Origin of the sequence: Salinimicrobium gaetbulicola (assembly GCF_042676025.1) — a bacterium.
Taxonomy (GTDB): domain Bacteria; phylum Bacteroidota; class Bacteroidia; order Flavobacteriales; family Flavobacteriaceae; genus Salinimicrobium; species Salinimicrobium gaetbulicola.
Window position 1 is genome coordinate 178,011 of record NZ_JBHTJP010000032.1, and the last position, 20,548, is coordinate 198,558.

General features: G+C 40.1%; 19 protein-coding genes and 1 tRNA gene. 8 read left to right on the forward strand and 12 right to left on the reverse strand.

Translation table 11 applies throughout. The features are described 5' to 3' along the window. Positions 1-6: 6 nt before the first annotated feature. Together ACFQ1G_RS02325 and ACFQ1G_RS02330 are read right to left on the reverse strand one after the other, a co-directional pair. Entirely contained in the window at positions 7-1,065 is a 1,059-nt protein-coding gene (locus tag ACFQ1G_RS02325; protein ID WP_380736657.1) for a glutathione synthetase, read from the reverse strand. Next, positions 1,062-2,948 (reverse strand): flavohemoglobin expression-modulating QEGLA motif protein, encoded by a 1,887-nt coding sequence (locus tag ACFQ1G_RS02330; RefSeq protein ID WP_380736659.1) that lies wholly within the window; start codon positions 2,946-2,948, stop codon positions 1,062-1,064. Before ACFQ1G_RS02330 ends, ACFQ1G_RS02325 begins: the two co-directional genes overlap by 4 nt. 342 nt (positions 2,949-3,290) lie before the next feature. Here ACFQ1G_RS02330 and ACFQ1G_RS02335 point away from each other — a divergent pair. After that, a tRNA-Arg gene (locus ACFQ1G_RS02335) sits at positions 3,291-3,364 on the forward strand. A gap of 306 nt (positions 3,365-3,670) precedes the next feature. Beyond that, the gene (locus ACFQ1G_RS02340) at positions 3,671-4,513 is read left to right on the forward strand and encodes an HAD family hydrolase (RefSeq protein ID WP_380736660.1); all 843 of its coding nucleotides are present in this window, start codon (positions 3,671-3,673) and stop codon (positions 4,511-4,513) included. Between the two features lie 104 nt (positions 4,514-4,617). Here ACFQ1G_RS02340 and ACFQ1G_RS02345 read toward each other — a convergent pair whose 3' ends face one another. Together ACFQ1G_RS02345 and ACFQ1G_RS02350 are read right to left on the reverse strand one after the other, a co-directional pair. Beyond that, positions 4,618-6,108, reverse strand: a complete 1,491-nt coding sequence (locus tag ACFQ1G_RS02345) for a S10 family peptidase (protein WP_380736662.1) — start codon at positions 6,106-6,108, stop codon at positions 4,618-4,620. A gap of 65 nt (positions 6,109-6,173) precedes the next feature. Next, positions 6,174-6,977: a phosphatase PAP2 family protein gene (locus ACFQ1G_RS02350; protein ID WP_380736663.1), complete on the reverse strand. Its 804-nt coding sequence runs from the start codon at positions 6,975-6,977 to the stop codon at positions 6,174-6,176. Between the two features lie 171 nt (positions 6,978-7,148). Between ACFQ1G_RS02350 and ACFQ1G_RS02355 the strand changes: the two genes are divergently transcribed. Both ACFQ1G_RS02355 and ACFQ1G_RS02360 read left to right on the forward strand, forming a co-directional pair. Beyond that, positions 7,149-7,673 (forward strand): SRPBCC family protein, encoded by a 525-nt coding sequence (locus ACFQ1G_RS02355; protein WP_380736664.1) that lies wholly within the window; start codon positions 7,149-7,151, stop codon positions 7,671-7,673. Next, positions 7,670-8,368 carry an SDR family NAD(P)-dependent oxidoreductase gene (locus tag ACFQ1G_RS02360; protein WP_380736665.1) on the forward strand — a complete coding sequence of 233 codons (699 nt, stop codon included), beginning with the start codon at positions 7,670-7,672 and terminating at the stop codon, positions 8,366-8,368. Before ACFQ1G_RS02355 ends, ACFQ1G_RS02360 begins: the two co-directional genes overlap by 4 nt. A gap of 63 nt (positions 8,369-8,431) precedes the next feature. Here the strand turns inward: ACFQ1G_RS02360 and ACFQ1G_RS02365 are convergent, their stop codons facing one another. Next, positions 8,432-9,886 carry a TonB-dependent receptor gene (locus tag ACFQ1G_RS02365; protein ID WP_380736666.1) on the reverse strand — a complete coding sequence of 485 codons (1,455 nt, stop codon included), beginning with the start codon at positions 9,884-9,886 and terminating at the stop codon, positions 8,432-8,434. 109 nt (positions 9,887-9,995) lie between these two features. Between ACFQ1G_RS02365 and ACFQ1G_RS02370 the strand changes: the two genes are divergently transcribed. Both ACFQ1G_RS02370 and ACFQ1G_RS02375 read left to right on the forward strand, forming a co-directional pair. Then, positions 9,996-10,757 carry an MBL fold metallo-hydrolase gene (locus tag ACFQ1G_RS02370; protein ID WP_380736667.1) on the forward strand — a complete coding sequence of 254 codons (762 nt, stop codon included), beginning with the start codon at positions 9,996-9,998 and terminating at the stop codon, positions 10,755-10,757. Continuing rightward, positions 10,758-11,258 (forward strand): hypothetical protein, encoded by a 501-nt coding sequence (locus tag ACFQ1G_RS02375; RefSeq protein ID WP_380736668.1) that lies wholly within the window; start codon positions 10,758-10,760, stop codon positions 11,256-11,258. Here the strand turns inward: ACFQ1G_RS02375 and ACFQ1G_RS02380 are convergent. The 7 genes from ACFQ1G_RS02380 to ACFQ1G_RS02410 form a co-directional block, all read right to left on the reverse strand. Continuing rightward, the gene (locus ACFQ1G_RS02380) at positions 11,255-11,914 is read right to left on the reverse strand and encodes an alpha/beta hydrolase (protein WP_380736669.1); all 660 of its coding nucleotides are present in this window, start codon (positions 11,912-11,914) and stop codon (positions 11,255-11,257) included. The genes ACFQ1G_RS02375 and ACFQ1G_RS02380 overlap by 4 nt on opposite strands. Then, on the reverse strand, positions 11,914-12,240 hold the full coding sequence (locus tag ACFQ1G_RS02385; protein ID WP_380736670.1) for a DUF4870 domain-containing protein: 327 nt from the start codon (positions 12,238-12,240) through the stop codon (positions 11,914-11,916). The genes ACFQ1G_RS02380 and ACFQ1G_RS02385 overlap by 1 nt, the downstream gene beginning before the upstream one ends. Before the next feature lie 37 nt (positions 12,241-12,277). Continuing rightward, positions 12,278-13,546, reverse strand: a complete 1,269-nt coding sequence (locus ACFQ1G_RS02390; RefSeq protein ID WP_380736671.1) for a dihydroorotase — start codon at positions 13,544-13,546, stop codon at positions 12,278-12,280. Then, positions 13,543-15,465, reverse strand: coding sequence for a BatA domain-containing protein (locus ACFQ1G_RS02395; RefSeq protein WP_380736672.1), 1,923 nt, complete (start codon positions 15,463-15,465; stop codon positions 13,543-13,545). The genes ACFQ1G_RS02390 and ACFQ1G_RS02395 overlap by 4 nt, the downstream gene beginning before the upstream one ends. A 105-nt stretch (positions 15,466-15,570) precedes the next feature. Continuing rightward, a complete protein-coding gene (locus ACFQ1G_RS02400; RefSeq protein WP_380736673.1) occupies positions 15,571-16,335 on the reverse strand; it encodes a TIGR02757 family protein in 765 nt (254 codons plus the stop codon). A gap of 18 nt (positions 16,336-16,353) precedes the next feature. Continuing rightward, the gene (locus ACFQ1G_RS02405) at positions 16,354-17,013 is read right to left on the reverse strand and encodes an ABC transporter ATP-binding protein (protein ID WP_380736674.1); all 660 of its coding nucleotides are present in this window, start codon (positions 17,011-17,013) and stop codon (positions 16,354-16,356) included. Between the two features lie 22 nt (positions 17,014-17,035). Continuing rightward, positions 17,036-19,480 carry a DUF5916 domain-containing protein gene (locus ACFQ1G_RS02410; protein ID WP_380736675.1) on the reverse strand — a complete coding sequence of 815 codons (2,445 nt, stop codon included), beginning with the start codon at positions 19,478-19,480 and terminating at the stop codon, positions 17,036-17,038. Positions 19,481-19,612: 132 nt separating this feature from the next. On the opposite strand from ACFQ1G_RS02410, the gene msrA reads away from it, so the two are divergent. Together msrA and ACFQ1G_RS02420 are read left to right on the forward strand one after the other, a co-directional pair. Further along, the gene (gene msrA, locus ACFQ1G_RS02415; RefSeq protein ID WP_380736676.1) at positions 19,613-20,158 is read left to right on the forward strand and encodes a peptide-methionine (S)-S-oxide reductase MsrA; all 546 of its coding nucleotides are present in this window, start codon (positions 19,613-19,615) and stop codon (positions 20,156-20,158) included. Positions 20,159-20,217: 59 nt separating this feature from the next. Continuing rightward, positions 20,218-20,526 carry a hypothetical protein gene (locus ACFQ1G_RS02420; protein WP_380736677.1) on the forward strand — a complete coding sequence of 103 codons (309 nt, stop codon included), beginning with the start codon at positions 20,218-20,220 and terminating at the stop codon, positions 20,524-20,526. Positions 20,527-20,548 lie beyond the last annotated feature (22 nt).

Consider the following 20,548-nt stretch of genomic DNA (forward strand, 5'->3'; position numbering starts at 1 on the left):
TCTATTCTATTCTATTCTATGGGCCATTGTAGCAAGAACTTTATTCTCTATTTGACCGCTATACATTTCTTTATATGTTACCTTTTTCTCAATGGAATCGATCACGATGTCTGAAAAATCTGGTAAGCCGATCTCTTCAAAGTGATCCATTCCACCAGGACTTAATACGTTGATCTCAATCAGTTTATCTTCTACTACATCAAGCCCTACGAAAAACAAACCGTCTTTGATCAATTTAGGACCCACGACATCTACGACTTTTTTTATGCCGTCAGTAAGTTCGGTTTTCCCTGCTTTTCCTCCCTGGGCAAAATTGCTTCGGAATTCACCTTTTCCACTAACCCTTCTAATAATTCCATAATTGCCGTCCTTTACCATGACCTCACCATTCAAAAGAAGTACCCTTACATCTTCTTTGGCCGCCGGAAGGAATTCCTGGGCGATCACGTACCCTTTATTGATGATGTTCTCAATGATCTGATTAAGGTTCTTTTCATTCTTGTCAATGAGGTATACATCTCTTCCCCCCGAACCTTCCAAAGGTTTGAGTACCATTTTCTTTTTATTGTCTTCAAAGAACTTGAGAATTTCCTCTTTATTTCTAGTGATAAGGGATTTAGGCTTGATCACACTAGGTAGTTCTTCAAAGTATAATTTGTCAATAAAGGCATTTGAAAGCGCATAGGCATCATTGAGTACCAAAACACCTTCCTGTTGCATCATTCTTCCGAAGGCTACACCGGCTTGTTCTGCCCATTGACGGGTAGAGCCTTCCTCGGTAGGATTGTTCCGAATAAATAGTACATCAAGATCGGTTGCAATGATTCTCTTGTGTTTTGCTTTATCACTTTGAAGCAGTTCCAAATATTCCTTTGGGGAACTGGCTTCGGCAGATTTAGAAACGTAGGTACTGTTAATACTTAACTTTTCGGTATTTGTAAAAGAGAAGTCTCCAACGCCCATGACATAAACGTCATGTTTTCGTTTCCAGGCTTCATAAATAAGATAGCAGGTTGTACCACAGGTTTCGGTATCAATGCCGTTAACTACAAAACATATTTTCATGTGTTGATCATTTGTGAAAGGGGAATTCCCTCTCTGATTTTTAGTAATTTATTTTTTGTTTCATCGGTATTCAAATATCTGGGCATGAGGTTCACCGGCTTTAAAACACGGCGTTCTCTTAGTTCAGTAATAATTGGAATGTGCTCCAGAGCAAATTTTCCGGTAAGAAGGGGAGCAAGCTCACCACCTTCTTTCAAATGTTCCCTTAATTGCAGCAAACCTTTGAGGTAGGAGATATCCTTAGTGAAACCTCCACCCTGCATAATACGTGAGGTTGTGTTGAAAGATCTGTGCGGGGAAAATCCGTAGTCCTCATGCAGTAATCTGAAGATGTCCTGAAATTCTGCCCCATGCATTCTTGCCGAAGCTGCTACAACCCTTCCGGCAAGGGTACGCATCCTGTTTGCCGTTAGCCCGCCTACCAGGTATTCTGCCAGAACGGCCAGGCCTTCCTGAAGGGTGTCATAATCTGTAAGTCCCACGGAAAGCAGACGTAATGGCTGTTGATTTCCATTGTAATAAGTAAGCACATGGGTTCCTATCTCATGTTGAATAAGGGCCTTGGTTTCTTCAGAATCCAGTTTGTAGTCACTTGGAATATAAAGCTCCCCCTGAGAGACCATTAATATATTGACATCATCTCTTACATGCACTTTTCCGGTAAATCGGGCGTCCTGTTGTCTGAAATATTCAAATTCAGCGTGGGCAAGAGTTTCAAAATCCTTGGCTTTCATAACATTGTCAGATTCCCGGGCATCTTCTTCAGGAACCTCCCGAAGCAAAGTTTCTGATTCCTTTTGAAGCTCCTTGTCAATATCACCATATAACATCATACTGTTATAAAAGAAATCCCTTGAACCCCTATCGGTAAGCATACTTATTTGCAGATCAAGTTCTTCTCTTTTTTCCCGGAAAATATACGAGAGGGCAGGATCGTCAATATCCTCCATTTTGAGGTTGTATAACCTTCTCTTGAGTACATCGGGGTCTACCGGAAGTAATCGATAATGGTGAGTGAGAACCTTTTCATAATTAGATTCAAAGAAAGTATCTTTTATATGTCTAATATTTGCAGGAGAGATCAACCATAGAAACTGGTAGGAATTTTCTATTTGCGCAAGTTGTTTATCAATTTCCAGTACATTTTTCTTCAGACTTTTTTGTCCTAAAGCCCTGTAACTTTTAACTCCGCTGGAGGTCTGGATTCTGATGAATTCATAAATGGTTTTATGGAGGGCTACCACAAGATCATCTTTAAAACTTCTGAAGAATACAGGGAATTCTTTACCAGATTGACTGCGGTACACCGGAGGAACCTCAAGAGATATTAAAAGACATCCTATGTCCCTGAGGGATTCCAAGGGGAGAAGTGGTTTCAAACCTTCAGGGTGGCGGTCTACGGTATCCTCTATTACACAGAAATCAAGATTCAGAACCTCATACTTTCCGTTTAAGTAATCTAATTCCTTTTTTAAAATTTTGATAGTAGAAGGAAGACGGTCGGCGGGGCCTTTGATTTTAAATTCTCTACTTTTTATGTCTCCGGCGTAAATTTCAAAAAGGAGGAAAGTTTTGAATTTGGAAGACATCGCCTCACTAAGTTGATACATGAGTCTCTGGTATCCCTCCCAATCCCGATCACCTATGATCAGGTAAGAAGCTTCACTTAGAACGAATCTTACAGTGGCTCTGTCTACATTTTCCTCATCCTTAGTTGGTTTATGACGATAAACTACCAGGTAGGGCAATTCGTCACTCATATGGATATAACCATCTCCGGGAAGGTGCTTTTCCAGTTCACAATCTTCCTGAAGTTTTTCGATCATCTTTTCAATGGAGGCCTCGCTCAAAGGTTGCATTTCATTAGATGTGCTAACTCCCATGTTTGAATTTAAATTTTTTGGATTGTCAGGTAAATTCCTTTACCAAGTGGCGTTTACGTAAATGTAACGGATTATAAGTTTTTTAGAGAATAGGCTAGAGGCTCTTAGGCTAATATTAGCAATACTTTAATAGTACTTTTAGAATTCAGAAAATGGTAAGAATTCTTTACCTGAAACGAAGGATTGGTCAATAATTGAACGAATTAAAGGCTGTAAGAATTTATTAAAAAAAGTTTGAGGGCTACTTGCTTGATAAATATATGATTATATAAACGTGCCGAATTAATTAAAATTTTTGCTTGTGAATATTGAAAACCTCATTATATTTGCAACCGCAAAAAGGGTCGAGTAGCTCAGTTGGATAGAGCATCTGCCTTCTAAGCAGACGGTCACAGGTTCGAATCCTGTCTCGATCACTGAAAACCCCTCATTAGAGGGGTTTTTTGTTTTTAAAGTAATAGATTAATCTGTAATTGAGTTTAATGCTATTCAGGCTCTAAAGCCAGTTTCTTCCACTTCTGTAGGGTAGGGTAAATTCCAGAAAGATCAAACCATTAAAATACTGCTTTCTCAAAATAAGGGTAACCACCCATTAATTCCTAGATTAAAAAGCTATTAATAGTAAGAATTAGCATGTTGTTTGTTGTGTTATCTTTGAAATTTCCTTAACATCGAGGATCATCAAGTTCATTTACTTTTGATGCTTCAGAAACAGAAATCATATGGATTATTCAAATATAAAATTGGTCGTAAGCGACATGGATGGTACTTTATTGAACAGTAACCACCAGGTGAGTGACCGATTCTTCAATGTTTATAAACAATTAAAGGAAAAGAACATTCGCTTTGCCGTGGCTAGCGGACGTCAATATTACAGCCTTAAGGAACGAATGGAGCCCATTAAGGAAGACCTCGTTTTCATTGCTGAGAATGGCGCCATAGTTATGGATAAAGAAGAACAACTCTTTATTCAACCAATGGAACGGAAAAAGGTTTTGGAGGTGATAGCCGAAGTACGGGCGCTAAACAATAAATACCTTATCCTTTGCGGGAAAAAACAGGCCTATATTGAAAGTACAAATCCTCAATTTATGAAGCCATTTTTGAATCACTATGAAAAATATAAGGTGGTAGAAGATGTGAGTAAAATAGAGGATGATGAAATATTGAAATTAACCGTTTGTGATCCTTCAGGAGCAGAGGAGAATACTTTTCCACATGTAAAGAAATTTCAGGATGAATTCCAGGTGAAATTATCAGGAAAGATCTGGATCGATTTTAATCATAAAGAGGCTCAAAAAGGGAATGCATTAAAAGCTTTACAGGATTACTATGGCATTGATAGAGAGGACACCATGGTCTTTGGGGATTTTTTCAATGACCTGGAGCTTTTTGAGCAGGCGGCTTATAGTTTTGCTGTTGAAAACGCTCACCCTGAAGTGAAATCAGTTGCTCGTTTTAGCGCAAAGAGTAATGATGATAACGGGGTAGAAGAGGTACTTGAAAAACTAGTGGAAGATCTTAAGGTAAAGGTGGAAAGCTTCAGTCATAAAGATGGTTTATAGCTGCCAAAAATTATCATTCAGAATTTATTTTTAAAGAACAATGTAAATCAAAATTCCCCCTGAAGCTTCAGAGGGAATTTTTTTATTACGTCCAATCGACTGACTTAGTATCTTGCTGGTTGACCAGGTTTCGGAAGGGAATTTTCTATAAAAGCCCTCAGGTCATTATTGGCCTTTTCGAGGTCTTCATTTCTTAGGTACATCATATGTCCGCTACGGTATCCTTTAAAGCTAAGCCTGTCTTTCATTTTTCCGCTGGTATCTAACTGCCACATGGTATATTTCGCATCAAAGTAAGTGGTCGCCCCGTCAAAATACCCGCTTTGTATCAATACGTCCAAATTTGGGTTTTGTGCCATAGCCTGCCTTAAGTTTTCACCCGTGTTGTTTTTAGATCTATCCCAGGGGTGAACCGGTCCAAACATGAAATAGGTTAAATCTGTTTTGAACTTCAATTCATTCTGCAGGTAATAGTTGATGGCCGGTGTAAAAGAGTGCAGCCATGAAGTTAATTCTGAATTATAATCAGGAGAATCTCCGGCTTCCTTTTTATCCAAGCCTAGGTACCTGGAATCAAGTCGGCCTATCGTAGAGCCATTTTCATCCCTAAGTAAGTCCTTCCAGAAATAACGGTAAGGTACTTCCAGGTTGTGTTGTAGAATCGTTTTTTCTGAAATACCAGAGTATTTGGACATGCCCGCAGCTATTTCTTTTCTTTTTTCGGCAGAGAGAAAGCCTCCTTTAACAAGAGCAGGTAAAACTTCGTTGATAGCGTATTCTTCGGCTTCTGGCAATAACTCCTCCAAGTCTTTTTTCTGAAGCTCCTGCGGAAGGGCATTGTGAAACCATGCTGCAGCCGTAAAATACGGAAGCCTATTAGCAACTTCGACCGGCCCGTCACGATCAATTCCTATGTCGGTAGGAGAGACCAGGATCACTCCATTCAGATACATCCACTGGCTGTTCTGAAGTTCCAGCGCAAGGCCTGAAACTCTTGTTGTGCCATAGCTTTCCCCAATCAGGTATTTTGGAGATAACCAGCGGTTGTTTCTGGTTACAAAAGTATTGATCCATTTTGCAAGATAAGTCACGTCTGCATTTACTCCGAAGAATTGTTCCCTGTCTCTTTTTTTATCACCCTCAGGTTCAATAATGCGGGAATAGCCCGTATTTACAGGGTTTACATATACTATATCAGCAACATCAAGGATTGAAAAAGGGTTTTCTTTGATACCGTAAGGCTGGACTGGAAATCCTTCCTCGTCAATTTCAAGTACGCGTGGTCCGGTGTAAGCGATGTGCATCCAGACCGAAGCTGAGCCCGGCCCACCATTAAAGGAAATGACCAAGGGGCGGTTTTTAAGGTCTTTAATCCCGGAGCGTTTATAGTAGGTGTAAAATAGAGAAGCTACTGCCTCCCTGTCTTCATTCCAAACCGGTTGCATTCCGGTAGTGGCGGTGTAAGATATTTTTTGTCCGTTGATCGTCACTTCATGATTTGAAACCACGGTGGTATCTACAGGGATGGGTATCTTTTGGCTAAAACTTGTTAGGGGAATAATACTCAGGAGGAGTAAGGCGTAAAATTTTTTCATGGGTGGTTTTAGATTTTAAAACCTAAAAATATGAATTTTGAACACACTCCTCCCAAATTCTGATTTTAAAAGCTGTAGTTAAGGCTTAGACCCTGGTAATCTCTTCCTGCTGCAGGATAAAGGCTTAGGTTGGAGTTTTCCTTTTTATGTAATTCAGGGATAAGAATCCCGGATACTGCCCCAATGCTGTACCCAAGAATGTTATCTGTCAAAAAGTGTTTCCCTGCTTCCAAACGTAAATAACCTACATATGCCGGCACCAACGCAGCAGCTGTCCAAACATATGGCCTGGCCCAGGAATCGGGGTTGAAATCGTTGAATATTTTTGCTGCGAAAAAGGTGGCTGCTGCAGTCGCAGCTGTATGTCCCGCGAAAAAGGAACGACGGGCCCCGCTTTCACGACGTTCATTGTCTGGTAAATCTTCGTTGTACACTAAAGGTCTGCTTCGGTTTATAGAACCGGCCGTGATGGTGTATAAGGCTCCTGTAGTAGCCATGGTTTCAATGAACAGAACAGAGATCTGTCCGGCATGCGGACTAAAATCCTCTGTGAGCATCATGGCAAACGGGACTGCAAAGGATCCGTAAAAAGGGTAATAACTGATTTTATCAGCATTCTCAGAATAATAACCAGCAGACCAGCGATCAATACCTGGAACATCATCTTTGGAGATCGCGGCTAATTCTTCCATTGTCAGGTCTTCTTTATCCTGGATAAGTTTGAAGCCAAGTGCGTTTAGGCCCAAACCGGCTCCAACCCAGGTACCGTCTTTTGCCCAGCTGAGTTCATATGGAGAATCATTCTGAGAAGAGGAGTTAAAAATTCCTGCAAACACCATTAATATTAGTAGGCTTATGTTCCTTGTCATAATTTCGTTTTTTACCAAATCTCGCTGAAAACAGTTGTAAAACCAGTAGGTTTAACCAAATTATAAGAACATTCTTACGATTTTATTAAGCCTTTCTAAACTTTTAACTTCACTTTTGTTTAAATAATTTATTTAAAACCTAGACAATTTATATATTTGTATAAAATTGCTATGAAAATTTACACCTTACATACGGTCCAAAAGCTGCCCATTTCTTTAAATGAAGCCTGGGAGTTTTTTTCCAGCCCTCACAATTTGAAGGTCATTACACCAGACTATATGGGCTTTGATATTTTATCAGGGGGAGACAGGGAAATGTTTCCGGGTCAGATCATACAGTATGTTGTGACTCCTATTGCCGGAATTAAAACCAAGTGGGTTACCGAGATCACGCATGTTAAGGACAAAGAATACTTTGTTGATGAACAGCGTTTTGGTCCATATGCTTTATGGCACCACAAACATTTCTTGAAAGAGATACCAGGAGGGGTTGAAATGGAGGATATAGTAGATTATAAACTTCCATTTGGATTCATGGGAAGAATGGTCCATCCTTTTCTAGTTGCCCCAAAATTAAAAGAGATCTTTTCGTATAGAAAAGATAAACTGGAAGATCTATTCGGAAAATTTATTCCAGAAACCGAAACTTCAGAGGACCCTGAGAAAGAAATTTCCATTGAAAAACAATTGCTATGAAAAAGAAAATTTTGATCATTGGAGGTTCCCATGGAATTGGGCTGGAAACAACCAGACTTTTGGCTAAAGACCACGATATTTATGTAGGCGCCAGAACGAAGGAAAACCTAGTGAATATTGATTGTAACTATTTCAACTTTGACGTTTTGAAGGATGATATAGCTTCTGTCGGGCTTCCAGATTCCCTGGATGGTTTTGTTTATTGCCCCGGAAGTATCAATCTTAGGCCCTTTAAAATGCTGAAGCCTGAGGACTTTCAGAAGGAATTGGAGTTGAACTTCCTTTCATTGGTAAGGATTCTTCAAGGGATCCTTACGAAGCTGAAGTCAGGAGAAAAAGCCAGTCTTGTATTTTTCAGTACTGTGGCAGTAAAAGTAGGCATGCCGTTTCATACCAGTATTTCCGCAGCTAAAGGTGCTATTGAAGGATTTGCCAGATCTCTTGCAGCCGAATATGCGCCAACCTTAAGGGTGAATGTGATAGCTCCATCTCTTACCGACACTCGATTGGCTGAAAAGCTGGTTTCCAACGAATCTAAAAGAAGTGTGATAGAGGAAAGGCATCCTCTAAAGAGAATTGGAGAAGCTTCAGATATCGCTAACCTTGTGGAATATCTGATCTCTGATAAAAGTAGCTGGATGACCGGACAAACCATTGGAATGGATGGAGGTCTATCTTCCCTGAACCTGAATTAGTGATTAGTAAAACAAAGAAAGCCGGAAATTTTTTCCGGCTTTCTTTGTTTTTATATTCTAAAATTAGGCTTTTTGAGCTTCTTTTTGTTTCTGGTGACTAAACAGGTTGTGTTCTTTGATCATTGCTGTGGTTTTTTCCGGAAGCATTTCTTCCCAGCCGGATTTTCCTTCAGCGATCATTTGTAGTACTTCTCGAGAATAAATATCAAGAATTTCAGGATCAAAGTTTTTAATATCTACCACTTTACCATTGTACTTAAAGAATTTATATAATTCCTTCATACGAGGGTGTACTTTCAGGTTCTCACTGGTGGTGATCTCTTCTGTATCCTTATCTTTCAACGGATACAAATAAACCTTAAGGTCTTTAAAGAATAGTTTACCAAAAGCTTCAAGGATACCACCACTCAAGTGACGATAGTATTTCTCATCAAAAATATCTACCAGATTATTAACTCCCATTGCCAGACCCATACGTTCTTTTGTGTAGCGTGAGAAGTATTCTACAACTCGATAGTACTCCTGGAAGTTTGAGATCATCACGGTTTGACCCAGAGAACAAAGAAGTTCTGCCCGGTCCATGAAATCCCTTTCATCGATTTCACCTTCAGCCCGAAGGTTTGACAGAGTGATCTCGAAAATCACTTCAGTATTATCTTCGGCAACGCGATTTTCCTTGATGAATAGCTCAAGAGAGCGTTTATACATGTCCATATTGACCTTGGTAACCGGTCTGAAACTTCCGCGAAGGGCAAGGATGTTCTTTTTGTACAGGATCTTTGCAGGAAGCACGTTATTTCCGTCAGGAGCAAACATCACCGCCTCGGTCATACCGTTCTTAACCAGCTGTAAACTCATTAAGCGGTTATCAACTTTTTCAAAACGCGGTCCTGAAAAGTTAATTGTATCGATCTCTATTTGATCCTTATCAATGTGATCATAGAGGTATCGAAGTAATTTTTTCGGGTTATCGTATTTATAATAAGCTCCGTAAATAAGGTTTACGCCTAAGGTTCCTAAAGTATTTTGCTGAAGCCTCGCGTCGTTTTCATGAAAACGTATATGCAGGATGATCTCGTTATACTCCTCTTCAGGGTGTACCTGATAGCGGATACCTACCCAACCGTGACCTTTATACTTCTTAGCGAAGTCAATAGTTGCAACGGTATTGGCATAAGTGAAAAATAATTTATTGGGGTGCTTCTCGCGGGAGATACGTTGCTCAATAAGGTTTGTCTCGTGATTAAGCATTTTCTTTAAACGCTCTTCAGTTACGTATCTTCGGTCGTCTTCGATTCCATAGATAGCATCACTGAAGTCCTTATCGTAAGCACTCATCGCCTTGGCAATGGTTCCGGAAGCTCCTCCCGCCCTGAAGAAGTTACGAACGGTTTCCTGTCCTGCTCCAATTTCAGAGAAGGTTCCGTAGATATTCTCATTCAGGTTTATGCGTAACGCTTTACTTTTTATGGAAGGGACATTTTCAAACTCCCGATCTCCCATTATAGTTATAGGCATAGCTCTTATTTTATTTTAAAAATGTAGTTGTGTAAGCTCATTTCAAAGGTACTAAAATGCAAGGCTAAACAAAAAAATAATACTTAGTTTTGTGGTAAATCAAAAGGTTTTGAAGGTAACATTTTTGGGAACAGGAACTTCACAAGGAATTCCGGTTATAGGGAGCACCCATCCGGTATGTTTAAGTGATGACCCACGCGATAAAAGATTAAGAGTTTCGGTGCTTGTTGAAGTTGACGACATGAACATCGTAATTGATTGTGGCCCTGACTTTAGGCAGCAAATGCTTACAAATCCTATCGATCATTTGGATGCCATTCTTTTCACTCATGAACACAGTGATCATACTGTGGGTATGGATGACATCAGGCCTTTCTTTTTTCAGCAAGGTGATATTCCCGTTTTTGCCCATCGTCGGGTTATGGAATCTCTAAGACAGCGCTTTGATTATATCTTCGCTTCAGATAATAAATATCCGGGTGCACCCAGTGTTCAGGAACACGAAATTGAGAATTCAGATTTTAAGGTCAAAGGCCTTACGGTAACTCCGGTGAACGTGATGCATAACAGGGTGCAGGTCTTTGGTTTTAGAATCAGGGATTTCGCTTACATCACAGATGCCAAGACCATAGAAGAGGAGGAGGCCGAAAAATTAAAAGGGGTTGATGTCCTGGTGGTTAATGCCTTGAGAAAGGAACCTCATCATTCTCATTTTAACCTCGAAGAAGCCCTGGCGTTCATCGCGAAGATCCAACCAAAAAGGGCGTATCTCACTCATATAAGCCACGTAATGGGATTTCAACAAGACGTACAGGCCGAATTGCCCGAAAATGTCTTTCTGGCTTATGACAACTTAAAAATCACTATTTAAATGCGAAGAAGCTTTTTACTTTATCTTTTTGTCTTTACTGCCTTGCTGGCTGTTTTCATGTATGTAACCGGACAAAAAATGCTCGAGTCAAAAGAGCAAAAAATTGAAAGTCTTCAGGAGGAACTGGCATTCGCCTCTTCACGATCTGATTCTTTATTGACTGAAGCATCATCTTCTACGGAAACGTTCACTTTGAAAGCGAATGAAGAGGCGCTTTCCTATCTCGAGAACAGAGGTTTTGTTGCTTCGGAAATAGCCGAAAAAGTAGAATCTCAGTTGATAGCTGGTAATAAGGCTGATGCTGATAATGCTATGGTACCGTACGAGGGAATGGACGGATTTTTCAGGATCAATAAGGTAGAGCTAATCAATCATAAATGGATACTTGCCAGTTTCACCGATGGTACTTACTGGGGAGAATTATTCCTTACTTATGAAATTGATGATGACGGTAAAATTGAAGTAAAGTCAGAAAAAGCTCTGATCTACCCTAAAAACTAAAGCCTTTTTTCCAGCCACTTTTTGAGCTCAAAGAAATTTTGAGGAGCCACACCATGACCTACAGGAAATTCTGAATACGAATTCTCGATCTTCATTGAATCCAGGAAAGGTTTTGTGTTTCGGGCCCAGGTTACCGGAATCACCTGATCTGAGCTTCCATGGGAACTGTAAATTGAAAGCTTGGAGAAATCATTGTTTTGATATCCTTCTTTAATGATGCCTGTATTAATATAACCGCTAAGCCCGATGACATTTTTCACCTTTTCAGGGTAGGATAGCGCTACTGAAAAACTTAGAATACATCCCTGACTAAAACCTAGTAAAGTGACATTTTCAGGATCTACCGGGTAAGTTTCAATAGCTTCATCGATAAAGCCGGAGATCTTTTCACGGGAAGCAACGGCCTGTACATCATCACTGAATTTGCCGTCATTATTATCCCAATGTATAGCATACCATGCGTTTCCGTAGGGAGGCATTGGATATGGTGCTCTAAGGGAAATGATGAAAAGTTCATCTGGCAATTCTTCAGCAAAAGAAAAAAGATCTTCTTCATTACTACCATACCCATGCAGCATGATCAATAAAGGGGCTTTTTCAATTGAGATTTTGGGTTTTCTTACTAGATGATATAGGGATAGGGTTTGTGTGCTCATTAATTAATTGTACTAAACCATTTTTGAAAATACTCTCCCAGAACCGGGACAAGATTGCGTTCACCCTGGATGGCTGCCACCAGGCCAAACCCCCAAAGGATAAGTATGAAAATATAGAATGCAGAGGAGATCATCCAGCTGTCAAAAGCTGAAACCAGCACCCCTAAAAGGTAAAAAGTAAGATGTACTCCTAAAGCCTGCCTGATATGAAATGACGCAAATGGATTCTTATTGTCATTGTTCATGAAATAGGCGAAGATAGTGCCAATAATAGTGATATAAGCGACGATCGCCGCAGCTTTACCTTGTTCAGCTTCAGTCTGCATAGTTTTGATTTTTACTCTGTAAAATTACGATTTTCTCTTATTTTACAGGTGCTTCCGACGGGAAATAATTTTTTCCGGCTAATACTCCGTAGACTTTTCCTTTCAATTCATGGCCTAAAAACAGACTGTTCTTAGAGCTGCTGAAAATGTGCTTTTCTTCGAAGGTAAAGCTTGCTTCAGGATCGAAAAAAGTGAAATTAGCGGGAGCTCCTTCTTCAATAAAGTTTTCGGGAATATTGAACCTTGTCTTTCCGGTGGTCAACATTTTCACAGCTGTTTTAAGGGTCACCAGCTGTAACAGGGCACCAAAAGCAGATTCCAGTCCAATGGTTCCATAAAGAGCATTGTCGAACTCAACTTTTTTGTGTTCCACATCCATTGGGCTGTGGTCGCTTGTTACCATATCGATGGTGCCGTCTCTAAGACCCGATAGCAATGCTTTAACATCTGACTTTGTTCTTAATGGTGGTAGCACTTTTGCATTGGTGTTGAAGTCCTTGAGCATGTCATCTGTAAAGTACAAATTGTGTATAGCAACCCCGCAGGTCACATCAAGGCCTCTTTCTTTGGCATCCCTGATGAGTTCAACAGCTTTCGCCGTTGAAATAGTGGGGATATGAAGTTTTCCGCCGGTATATTCCAGGATATATAGATCCCTGATGATATGTAATTCTTCGGCTAAAGCCGGAATTCCTTTTAGACCTATCAGCGTACTGTTCTCGTTCTCATTTACCTGCCCGCTACCCGCGATCTTATTTTCTTGCGGAAAGGATAGTACAAGTCCGTCGAAGTTTTGGGTGTATTGTAAGGCGATCTTTAGCATATTCGGATTACTGACTGCTTTTTTATAGTCTCCGAAAGCGATCGCACCGGCCTGTTGCATGTCATACAATTCGGCCATATCGATTCCGTTACTGCCCCTTGTTAAGGCGCCTATTGGGTAAAGTGCGACCGGGTGGCCTGCTGCCTTATTTTTAAGAAAGGAAACAGTTCCTTTGTTGTCTGTTACCGGATCGTTGCCCGGATTAACAGCCACAGCCGTAAATCCGCTTTTTGCGGCTGTATTTAAACCGTTTTCGATGGTTTCCCTGTCCTCAAAACCGGGCTCCCCAAAATTCACACTACTGTCAAACCAGCCTTGAGAGATATGAAGGTTCTCAAAAGAGATTTCTTGATCTACTTTTTTGGTTTTTATCTGTGGTGAGATTTCCTTGATCAGGCCATCTTCCACCAGGATATCCATAACCTTATTGTTGAACGGGCTCTCATTGTCAATGATCTTAGCAGATTTAATCAGTAGCTTCATTTAAAATATTTTAGGATGAGCAATTCAGTAAGTAAGAAAATTAAGGCAAAAATAACAAACCATTTCCAAAGAACATCTACTTTCCCTGCAGTTTGAATCTCATCAAATACGGTGGGGATTTTTGTCTGAATTTTTATGGCTTCGGAAGGTTTTAAGTCCATATAACGCAAATCGCTCTCAGACCTGTCAAGGTTAAAGCTTAAAGTTTTCAATTTGAAAGTATCTTTCAGTACTTCATAATGACCTTCTTTTTGGGGCATCTCCTCTAAAAATATTTCTACTTTATTGCTATAGCTTTGCTGCCGGGGAATAAATCCGGCTTCTGAAGACTGGAGTTTTAAGATCTCGTCCTGTTGCAAACTGGCCTGAAGGCTTACTTCATCATTTTTTCCTAATACAGAATAAAGGGATGGCGGTGATATAGCCATGTTCCCGATATTGTAAAAGGTTGGAACTATTAAAGGAGCTCCCTGGAAATTTGAATTTTGAAGGTTTAAAGGTGCAGTGAAAACGAACATATTTCCCCTTTGGAATAAAAAAGGATCATTATTCTCATATTTTAATACAGGAGTTTCCCTGCCTGTTACCCGAAAATAGCTGTTGACTTTCGGGTATTGAAAGTTTTTTACTTTTTCTTCAAATACCGGTTCATACAAGGGGTGCGCGTAAACAATTTCAGTGATCAGTTTTTCCTGTTCTATTTTCTGACTGAAATCCGGGAGGTTCAGGGTTCGAAAAAGTGAATTGTAATTTGAAAGCTCAGCTTCTTCGGAAGGAATGAAGATCAGAACCGTGTTTTCATCCTGCAAGCGTTTAATTTCTGTTGTAAGTGGTCCTGAAAGGTTCTTGGGTTCATTCAGAATGACCAGGTTGGCGAAAGACAGCTCATTAAAATCCACTTTATTTTCCGGGAAGATAATCAGTACAAATTCAGGATCGGTAAAGATCCTTTGCAGGAAGGAAGCATCGGCGTCGCCAATTGCCACTACCTTAACAGGATCAACAGGGTTGATGCTGAAATATAGTTCATTGTCAAATTGAAGACCCTTATCTTCAATTAGGATCCTTCCGTTCTCTATGGGGCCGGAAGTGAGCGTGAAAGTGGTGAGGACTTTATCTTCTTCAATCTTAACCGACTTTTTAGCTAAAAGATTTTCCCCGTTATAAAGAGCCACCGGAATTTCATTTTTTAAGGTGCCGTATCTTTTCAACGACACCGAAAGCTCGGTTTGGTCGACATTTTGAGTGCTTATAAAAGCTGAGTCAATGGAAACATTGCCTTTTTCTTCCGGTTCTAAGCGTACCAGATATGTGAATAGATCATGATTTCCAGGAATATTTTGATCGCCTGAACCTTGAAAATCTGAAATTGCAATGAATTTATTCTTGCTTTGAGCATTATCATGGCTCATCGTGTTCGCTTTCAAAAACACGGTTTTCCAGTCTAACTGAGATTGGGAGTAATCCAGCTCCTGCAGTTTTTTCCGAAAAGAAGAAGCTTCAATATCCTTAAATTCCGAATCATTCGTAAATAATGAAACGTTTCCTTCATTAGGCAGGCTTTCCAAAAGTTCCTGTACAGCTCGTTTTAAAAGGATCCCGCTTTTACCTTTAGCCTGCATACTATAGGAATTGTCCAGGTAAATGATCGTTTTTTCAGAGGTGTACCTTTCATTTTCGGAAGGGAAGTAGGGCTGGGCAAACGCGATAATTATGGAAGCGAGTAAAAACAGTCGGGTAAAGAGGATTAGCCATTTCTTGATCCTTGAGCTTTTCCGGGTCTGCAGGACCGCTTTTTTGAGGAATTTGACGTTTGTAAAATATTCGGTTTGGAACCTTCGCAATTGAAAAAGGTGGACCAACACCGGTATCACCAATAGAAAAAGCAGATAAAGTAGTTCAGGATGTTTAAACTGCATTTTGTCGCATTAATTCCTCTATTTAAAGGAACACGGCTATTTTAAACCGATGTTCATCCTGATAAAGATATTAAATATGCTTAAAACCAGGGAATCGTGGTTGAATTAATATTTTTCAAATACACCTAGCCCAAAAAGCGCGAAATCATATTTTACCGGGTCCTCAGCATCCATCTTTCTTAAAGCCGTATCTAGTTCCAGTAAAGCCTTAGCGTCATTTTGTTTTCTTTTAAGAAGACCCAGCTTTCTGGCTACGTTTCCTGAATGTACATCAAGTGGACAGGACAACAGGGAAGGAGAGATGTCTTCCCAAAGACCAAAATCTACATTTCCGGCATCCCGGCGAACCATCCATCTAAGGAACATATTTATCCTTTTAGCAGCCGAATTCTTAAGCGGGTCGCTAACATGTTTTTGAGTTCTGGATTGGTGCGGCAACTCAAAGAATATCTTTTTAAATTCATGAATAGCAAGTTGTAAACCCCGTTCATTTGAATGTTTGGTAAAGATCCCTTCCAGGCCATTATGATGTTTGTAGATGTTCTGTAGGGCCTGAATGAAATAGATAAGATCTGTGGAATTGAACGTACGGTGTACGAAATTTTCAAGGGCCTCCATATCCTGTTCGCTGTGTTCCATCACGAAATCAAATGGTGTATTTCCCATTAATTCCATGAGAGAATGGGCATTTTTAAGGATACTCTTTCGGTTTCCCCAGGCAATGGTAGCAGTTAGGAATCCGGAGATCTCTTTGTCCTCCTTCAGGCTGAAAAGATGCGGGATCTGTACCGGGTCTGAAGAAATAAAATCCGGGTTATTGTATTGGTCTACTTTAAAATCTAGAAATTCCTTTAATTCAGTAGCAGTCAAAAATTCGATTTTTTACGGTTATATGATCTTCCCGTCTACCATGGTCAGTTTTTTATCGGCCATGTCAGCGAGATCCTCATTATGCGTAACGATTACAAAAGTCTGGCCAAATTCAGCTCTTAGTTCAAAGAAGAGCTTGTGCAAATTTTCAGCCGATTCGCTGTCAAGGTTCCCAGATGGTTCATCAGCAAAGATCACTCCCGGATTGTTGATCAGGGAACGAGCTACGGCGACACGCTGTTGCTCTCCACCGCTCATTTCGGCGGGTTTGTGATCAGCTCTTTTAGAAAGGCCCAGAAAACCAAGTAGCTCTTTAGCTCTCTTTTCAGCTTGATCTTTCGGGGTATTGTGAATATAAGCAGGAATGCAAATGTTTTCCAGCGCAGTAAATTCAGGCAAGAGTTGGTGGAACTGAAAAATGAAACCAATATTCTCATTTCTGAACCGTGAAAGTTCTTTAGAAGAGAGGGAGTAGATATCAACCCCGTTCACGATTAAATTACTATCCTTTTGTTTATCTGGGTTTTCTAAAGTTCCAAGAATCTGGAGAAGAGTTGTTTTTCCCGCTCCCGATGCCCCGACGATAGAAACGATCTCACTCTTTTTAATATGAAGGTTTACGCCTTTTAAAACATGAAGGTCGTTATAGGTCTTGTGAATATTTTCTGCTACGATCATAATTTTATTCTCTGTTGCAATATTAACCTTTAAACCTGTTTTTTATGTTATTATAATCCAAATAATACACAATTCGCAGGGAAAGGGTATGTTTTGCGGGTTGCTGAAAGAGGTTTTCCAAACTTTCAGTATATAGAAGTTCACTTTGATCATCTAAGTGTAAAATGGAATTCCTGTAAAGCAGGATCATCTCACTTCCGGGAGCAAAACGCCATTGGTAACTTAGGTCAAGGTTCCAGATATTGAAATGCGCGTTAGGATCATTTTCTGAAGTTACCTCATAATCATAGGCTTCGAGATCACCGGTTTGAAGTAGTCTGCTGTAATCTCCATCGGAAAAATTGGCTGTTGACCAAAAGTTTCTAAAGCTTAAACTAAGCGCGTCCTTTGTACTGAAGTTATATGTTCCTTGCAACGAGTTTTCAATACTTTCCATATCCCTGTTTCCAAAGACGATCTCTCGTGGTTCAAGAGCTACGAAACTTTGACGGTTGATCTCGTTTGAATAACCAAAGGAATAGATCAATAAAAACCGATTATTGACCCTAAAGCGGGGAGAAGCGGTAAAATTCACCTGATTGTGAGCTGTACCCAGATATTTATTGAATTCAAGACGGGAATCTATCGCGATTCTTTTTCGGTAATCTGAAGAGATCCAGCCTTCTAAAAAGGCATTTTCGGGATATTCAACATACCGGTTCTTTCGGCGAGGTTCGAAGAAATCCTTAAAAACAGTGCTGTAATTTGCCGATCCTCCAAAAGCAAAACGATCCGTGGTAATTCCGAAGAAGCTGGCTCCAAAATTGGAAGCTACATTTTCATCAGGATCATACCTGCGCAGGTGATTCCCGAATAATTGTATTCTGTAATCATTAAAGATACCTGTAGGTTCAAAGATCCGGTAGGACGTCTTCCAAAAGAAGTTATTGTAATTGTTCATGAAATTCAGCCCGAGATCATTGATGTCATAGGTCTCATTGGCAAATTCATGACGCACTCCATAGCGGAATTTGCCCTTTGTCCTTGAAATATCCAGAACAGAAGCGAACCCGGTAAGATTCTCTTCTGGCAGATTCACATTACTCATCTTAGCCTCTCCCGTAAAGTTGAAAGAGCTGGATTTATTAAATACGTCAAAAAGGAATCCTGTCACATTACCATCCCTAAAATGCCCGTTTCGGGTAACATTTGTATTGATAAGGGAAATGGAAGATTTTTGGTTGAATTGCTGATCGAGTACAAAAATATTGTAGTTAGCGAAGGGTTCAGTGGTTATTTCCCTGGTTTCTCCGGAAATGGTGTCCCGGAAACGTGCTTTCTCTACTTGAGTAACGGCGTTGAAAAAACCAATTCCCAGGCCACTATCGGTTCTTCCGGAAATCTTTAAGGCATTCAAAAGATCTGTTTTGTCCGGATTTTCGATCAGCTCTTCATTTTCCTTTAGCTGTTCCTCAGCATTTTCATAACCGGTAGGTTGGTCTCCGATCCTTCGGGAATAAAAAAGATCACCTTTTGTGAACAGTTCGGTTCCTTCCGTAAAGAAAGCCCTGTTCTCCCCAAAAGTCTGCTCAAACGGTCCCAGGTTTAGTTTTACTTCATCATAAGCGGTTTGACCAAAGTCTGGAATAAGAGTGGCATCGAGAGTAAATGCATCATTAATTCCATATTTAAAATCCATACCCGCACTCAGTTTTGAATCATTGTCCCCGTCATAATTTTCTACCTGACCCGAGACATACGGATAAAAACTCAACCGTACCGGAGCATCGATGTCAGAGATTCCTTTTAAAAGTCCATTGTAATGGGTCACTTTCCCTACAGATTTATCAATATAGCTCCAAACGTAGGTTTCGTTGAGATGATTGATACGCCGTCCAAACTGGGTGCTCCATATTTGTTCTTTCTTATCTGGGAATCTCAAAGCTGAATAAGGGATACGCATTTCGGCATACCAGCCTCGTTCATCAATAGAAACTTTACCTTCCCAAACCACATTATAACCATAATCCTCATTTTCACCTTTCATCTTTGCATCGGCAAGTGTTCCCGCGGCAGTAATTACAAACCGGGTTTGGTTTTCTCCGTCATTATAGGTGTTCAGGTCAAAAACGAAATAGTCGGCAACCGGAAGGTTGTCACGCTGGGCGAATTCCCTGCGAATATTTTTGGGTTCATGGTCAAAAAGTAGCGCGGCTACATAGATTGCCTCATCTGTATAGGCAATTTTCACTTCGGTAGAATGAGTAGGGGGAGCGGGTGTCCCGTCACCCGGATCGATCATGACAAAATCTGATGCCACCGGTACCGATTCCCAAACCTGCTCGTCAATAATTCCGTCGATCTTAGGGGCATTTTTGATTCGTACTGCGTTATAATCTTTACTTTCTTTTCCGTAAGTATCGTTTTGGGAAAATAGGGATACAGAATGAAGAAAGATCATTAAAAAGATCGAAAATCTAGAGGGCATTATTAAAGAATATTTAAAAGAATCAATTTTATACTGCAATGTTACTGAAGAAAAGCATAATCTGAAAGTATCAAATCGGGTAAGTATTGATAATCTTGAATTATTCTCTACTTTTAACTTAAAACTATTGTTATGAATTTAAATGAACTTGAAAAAGCCACTTTTGCAGGTGGTTGTTTTTGGTGTACCGAAGCTGTCTTCCAACGTGTGGAAGGAGTGGAAAAGGTAATTTCGGGATTTACAGGCGGGAATATTAAAAATCCACCGTACCGTGAAGTGATAACCGGGAGGACCGGCCATGCCGAAGCCATTGAGATACAATTTGACCCTTCAAAAACCTCTTTTGAGGAACTCCTTAATATTTTCTTTGCTACTCATGATCCCACCACCCTTAACCGACAACAAAATGACGTGGGAACTCAATATAGAAGTGCGGTTTTCTATCATTCCGAAGAGCAGAAGCAAACCGCGGAAAAGGTTATTGATCAACTTGAAAAGGAGAAGGTCTTTGCTAATCCTATAGTGACCGAAATCGCTGCTGCCGGACCTTTTTACAAGGCCGAAGAGGAACATCATGATTATTATAATAAACACGGGTCACAGCCTTATTGCCAGATTATCATTGATCCTAAGGTGCAGAAACTCAAGGAGAAATTCGCTCATAAACTAAAATCCTAAAAAGGGATACCTCCTAAAAATGGCACTTTTCTTGCATTATTAAGAGAAAATATGAACGAATGAAAAACGGAAAAAATAGATTACTGGTTAAAAGTTTGGTGTATGATGCCATTGGTATGGCAAGTTCTTCTATTCCATTTGTTGGTCCTTTTTTAGACCTGTTGTGGGCACCATACGCAGCAAATAAAATGTCTGAAATGTTTCCCGGAAAAAGGGGAAAACTGGCTTCGGTCATCGTATTTCTGGAAGAGATCCTGCCTTTTACAGATATTATCCCAACCTTTACGTTGATGTGGCTTTATACATATGTTTGGAAAAAGGAGCGCGGTACCCAAGGCCTTGTTATTGAGGCTGAAGTGATTCAGTAATTTTAACTAATAGTATTAAATA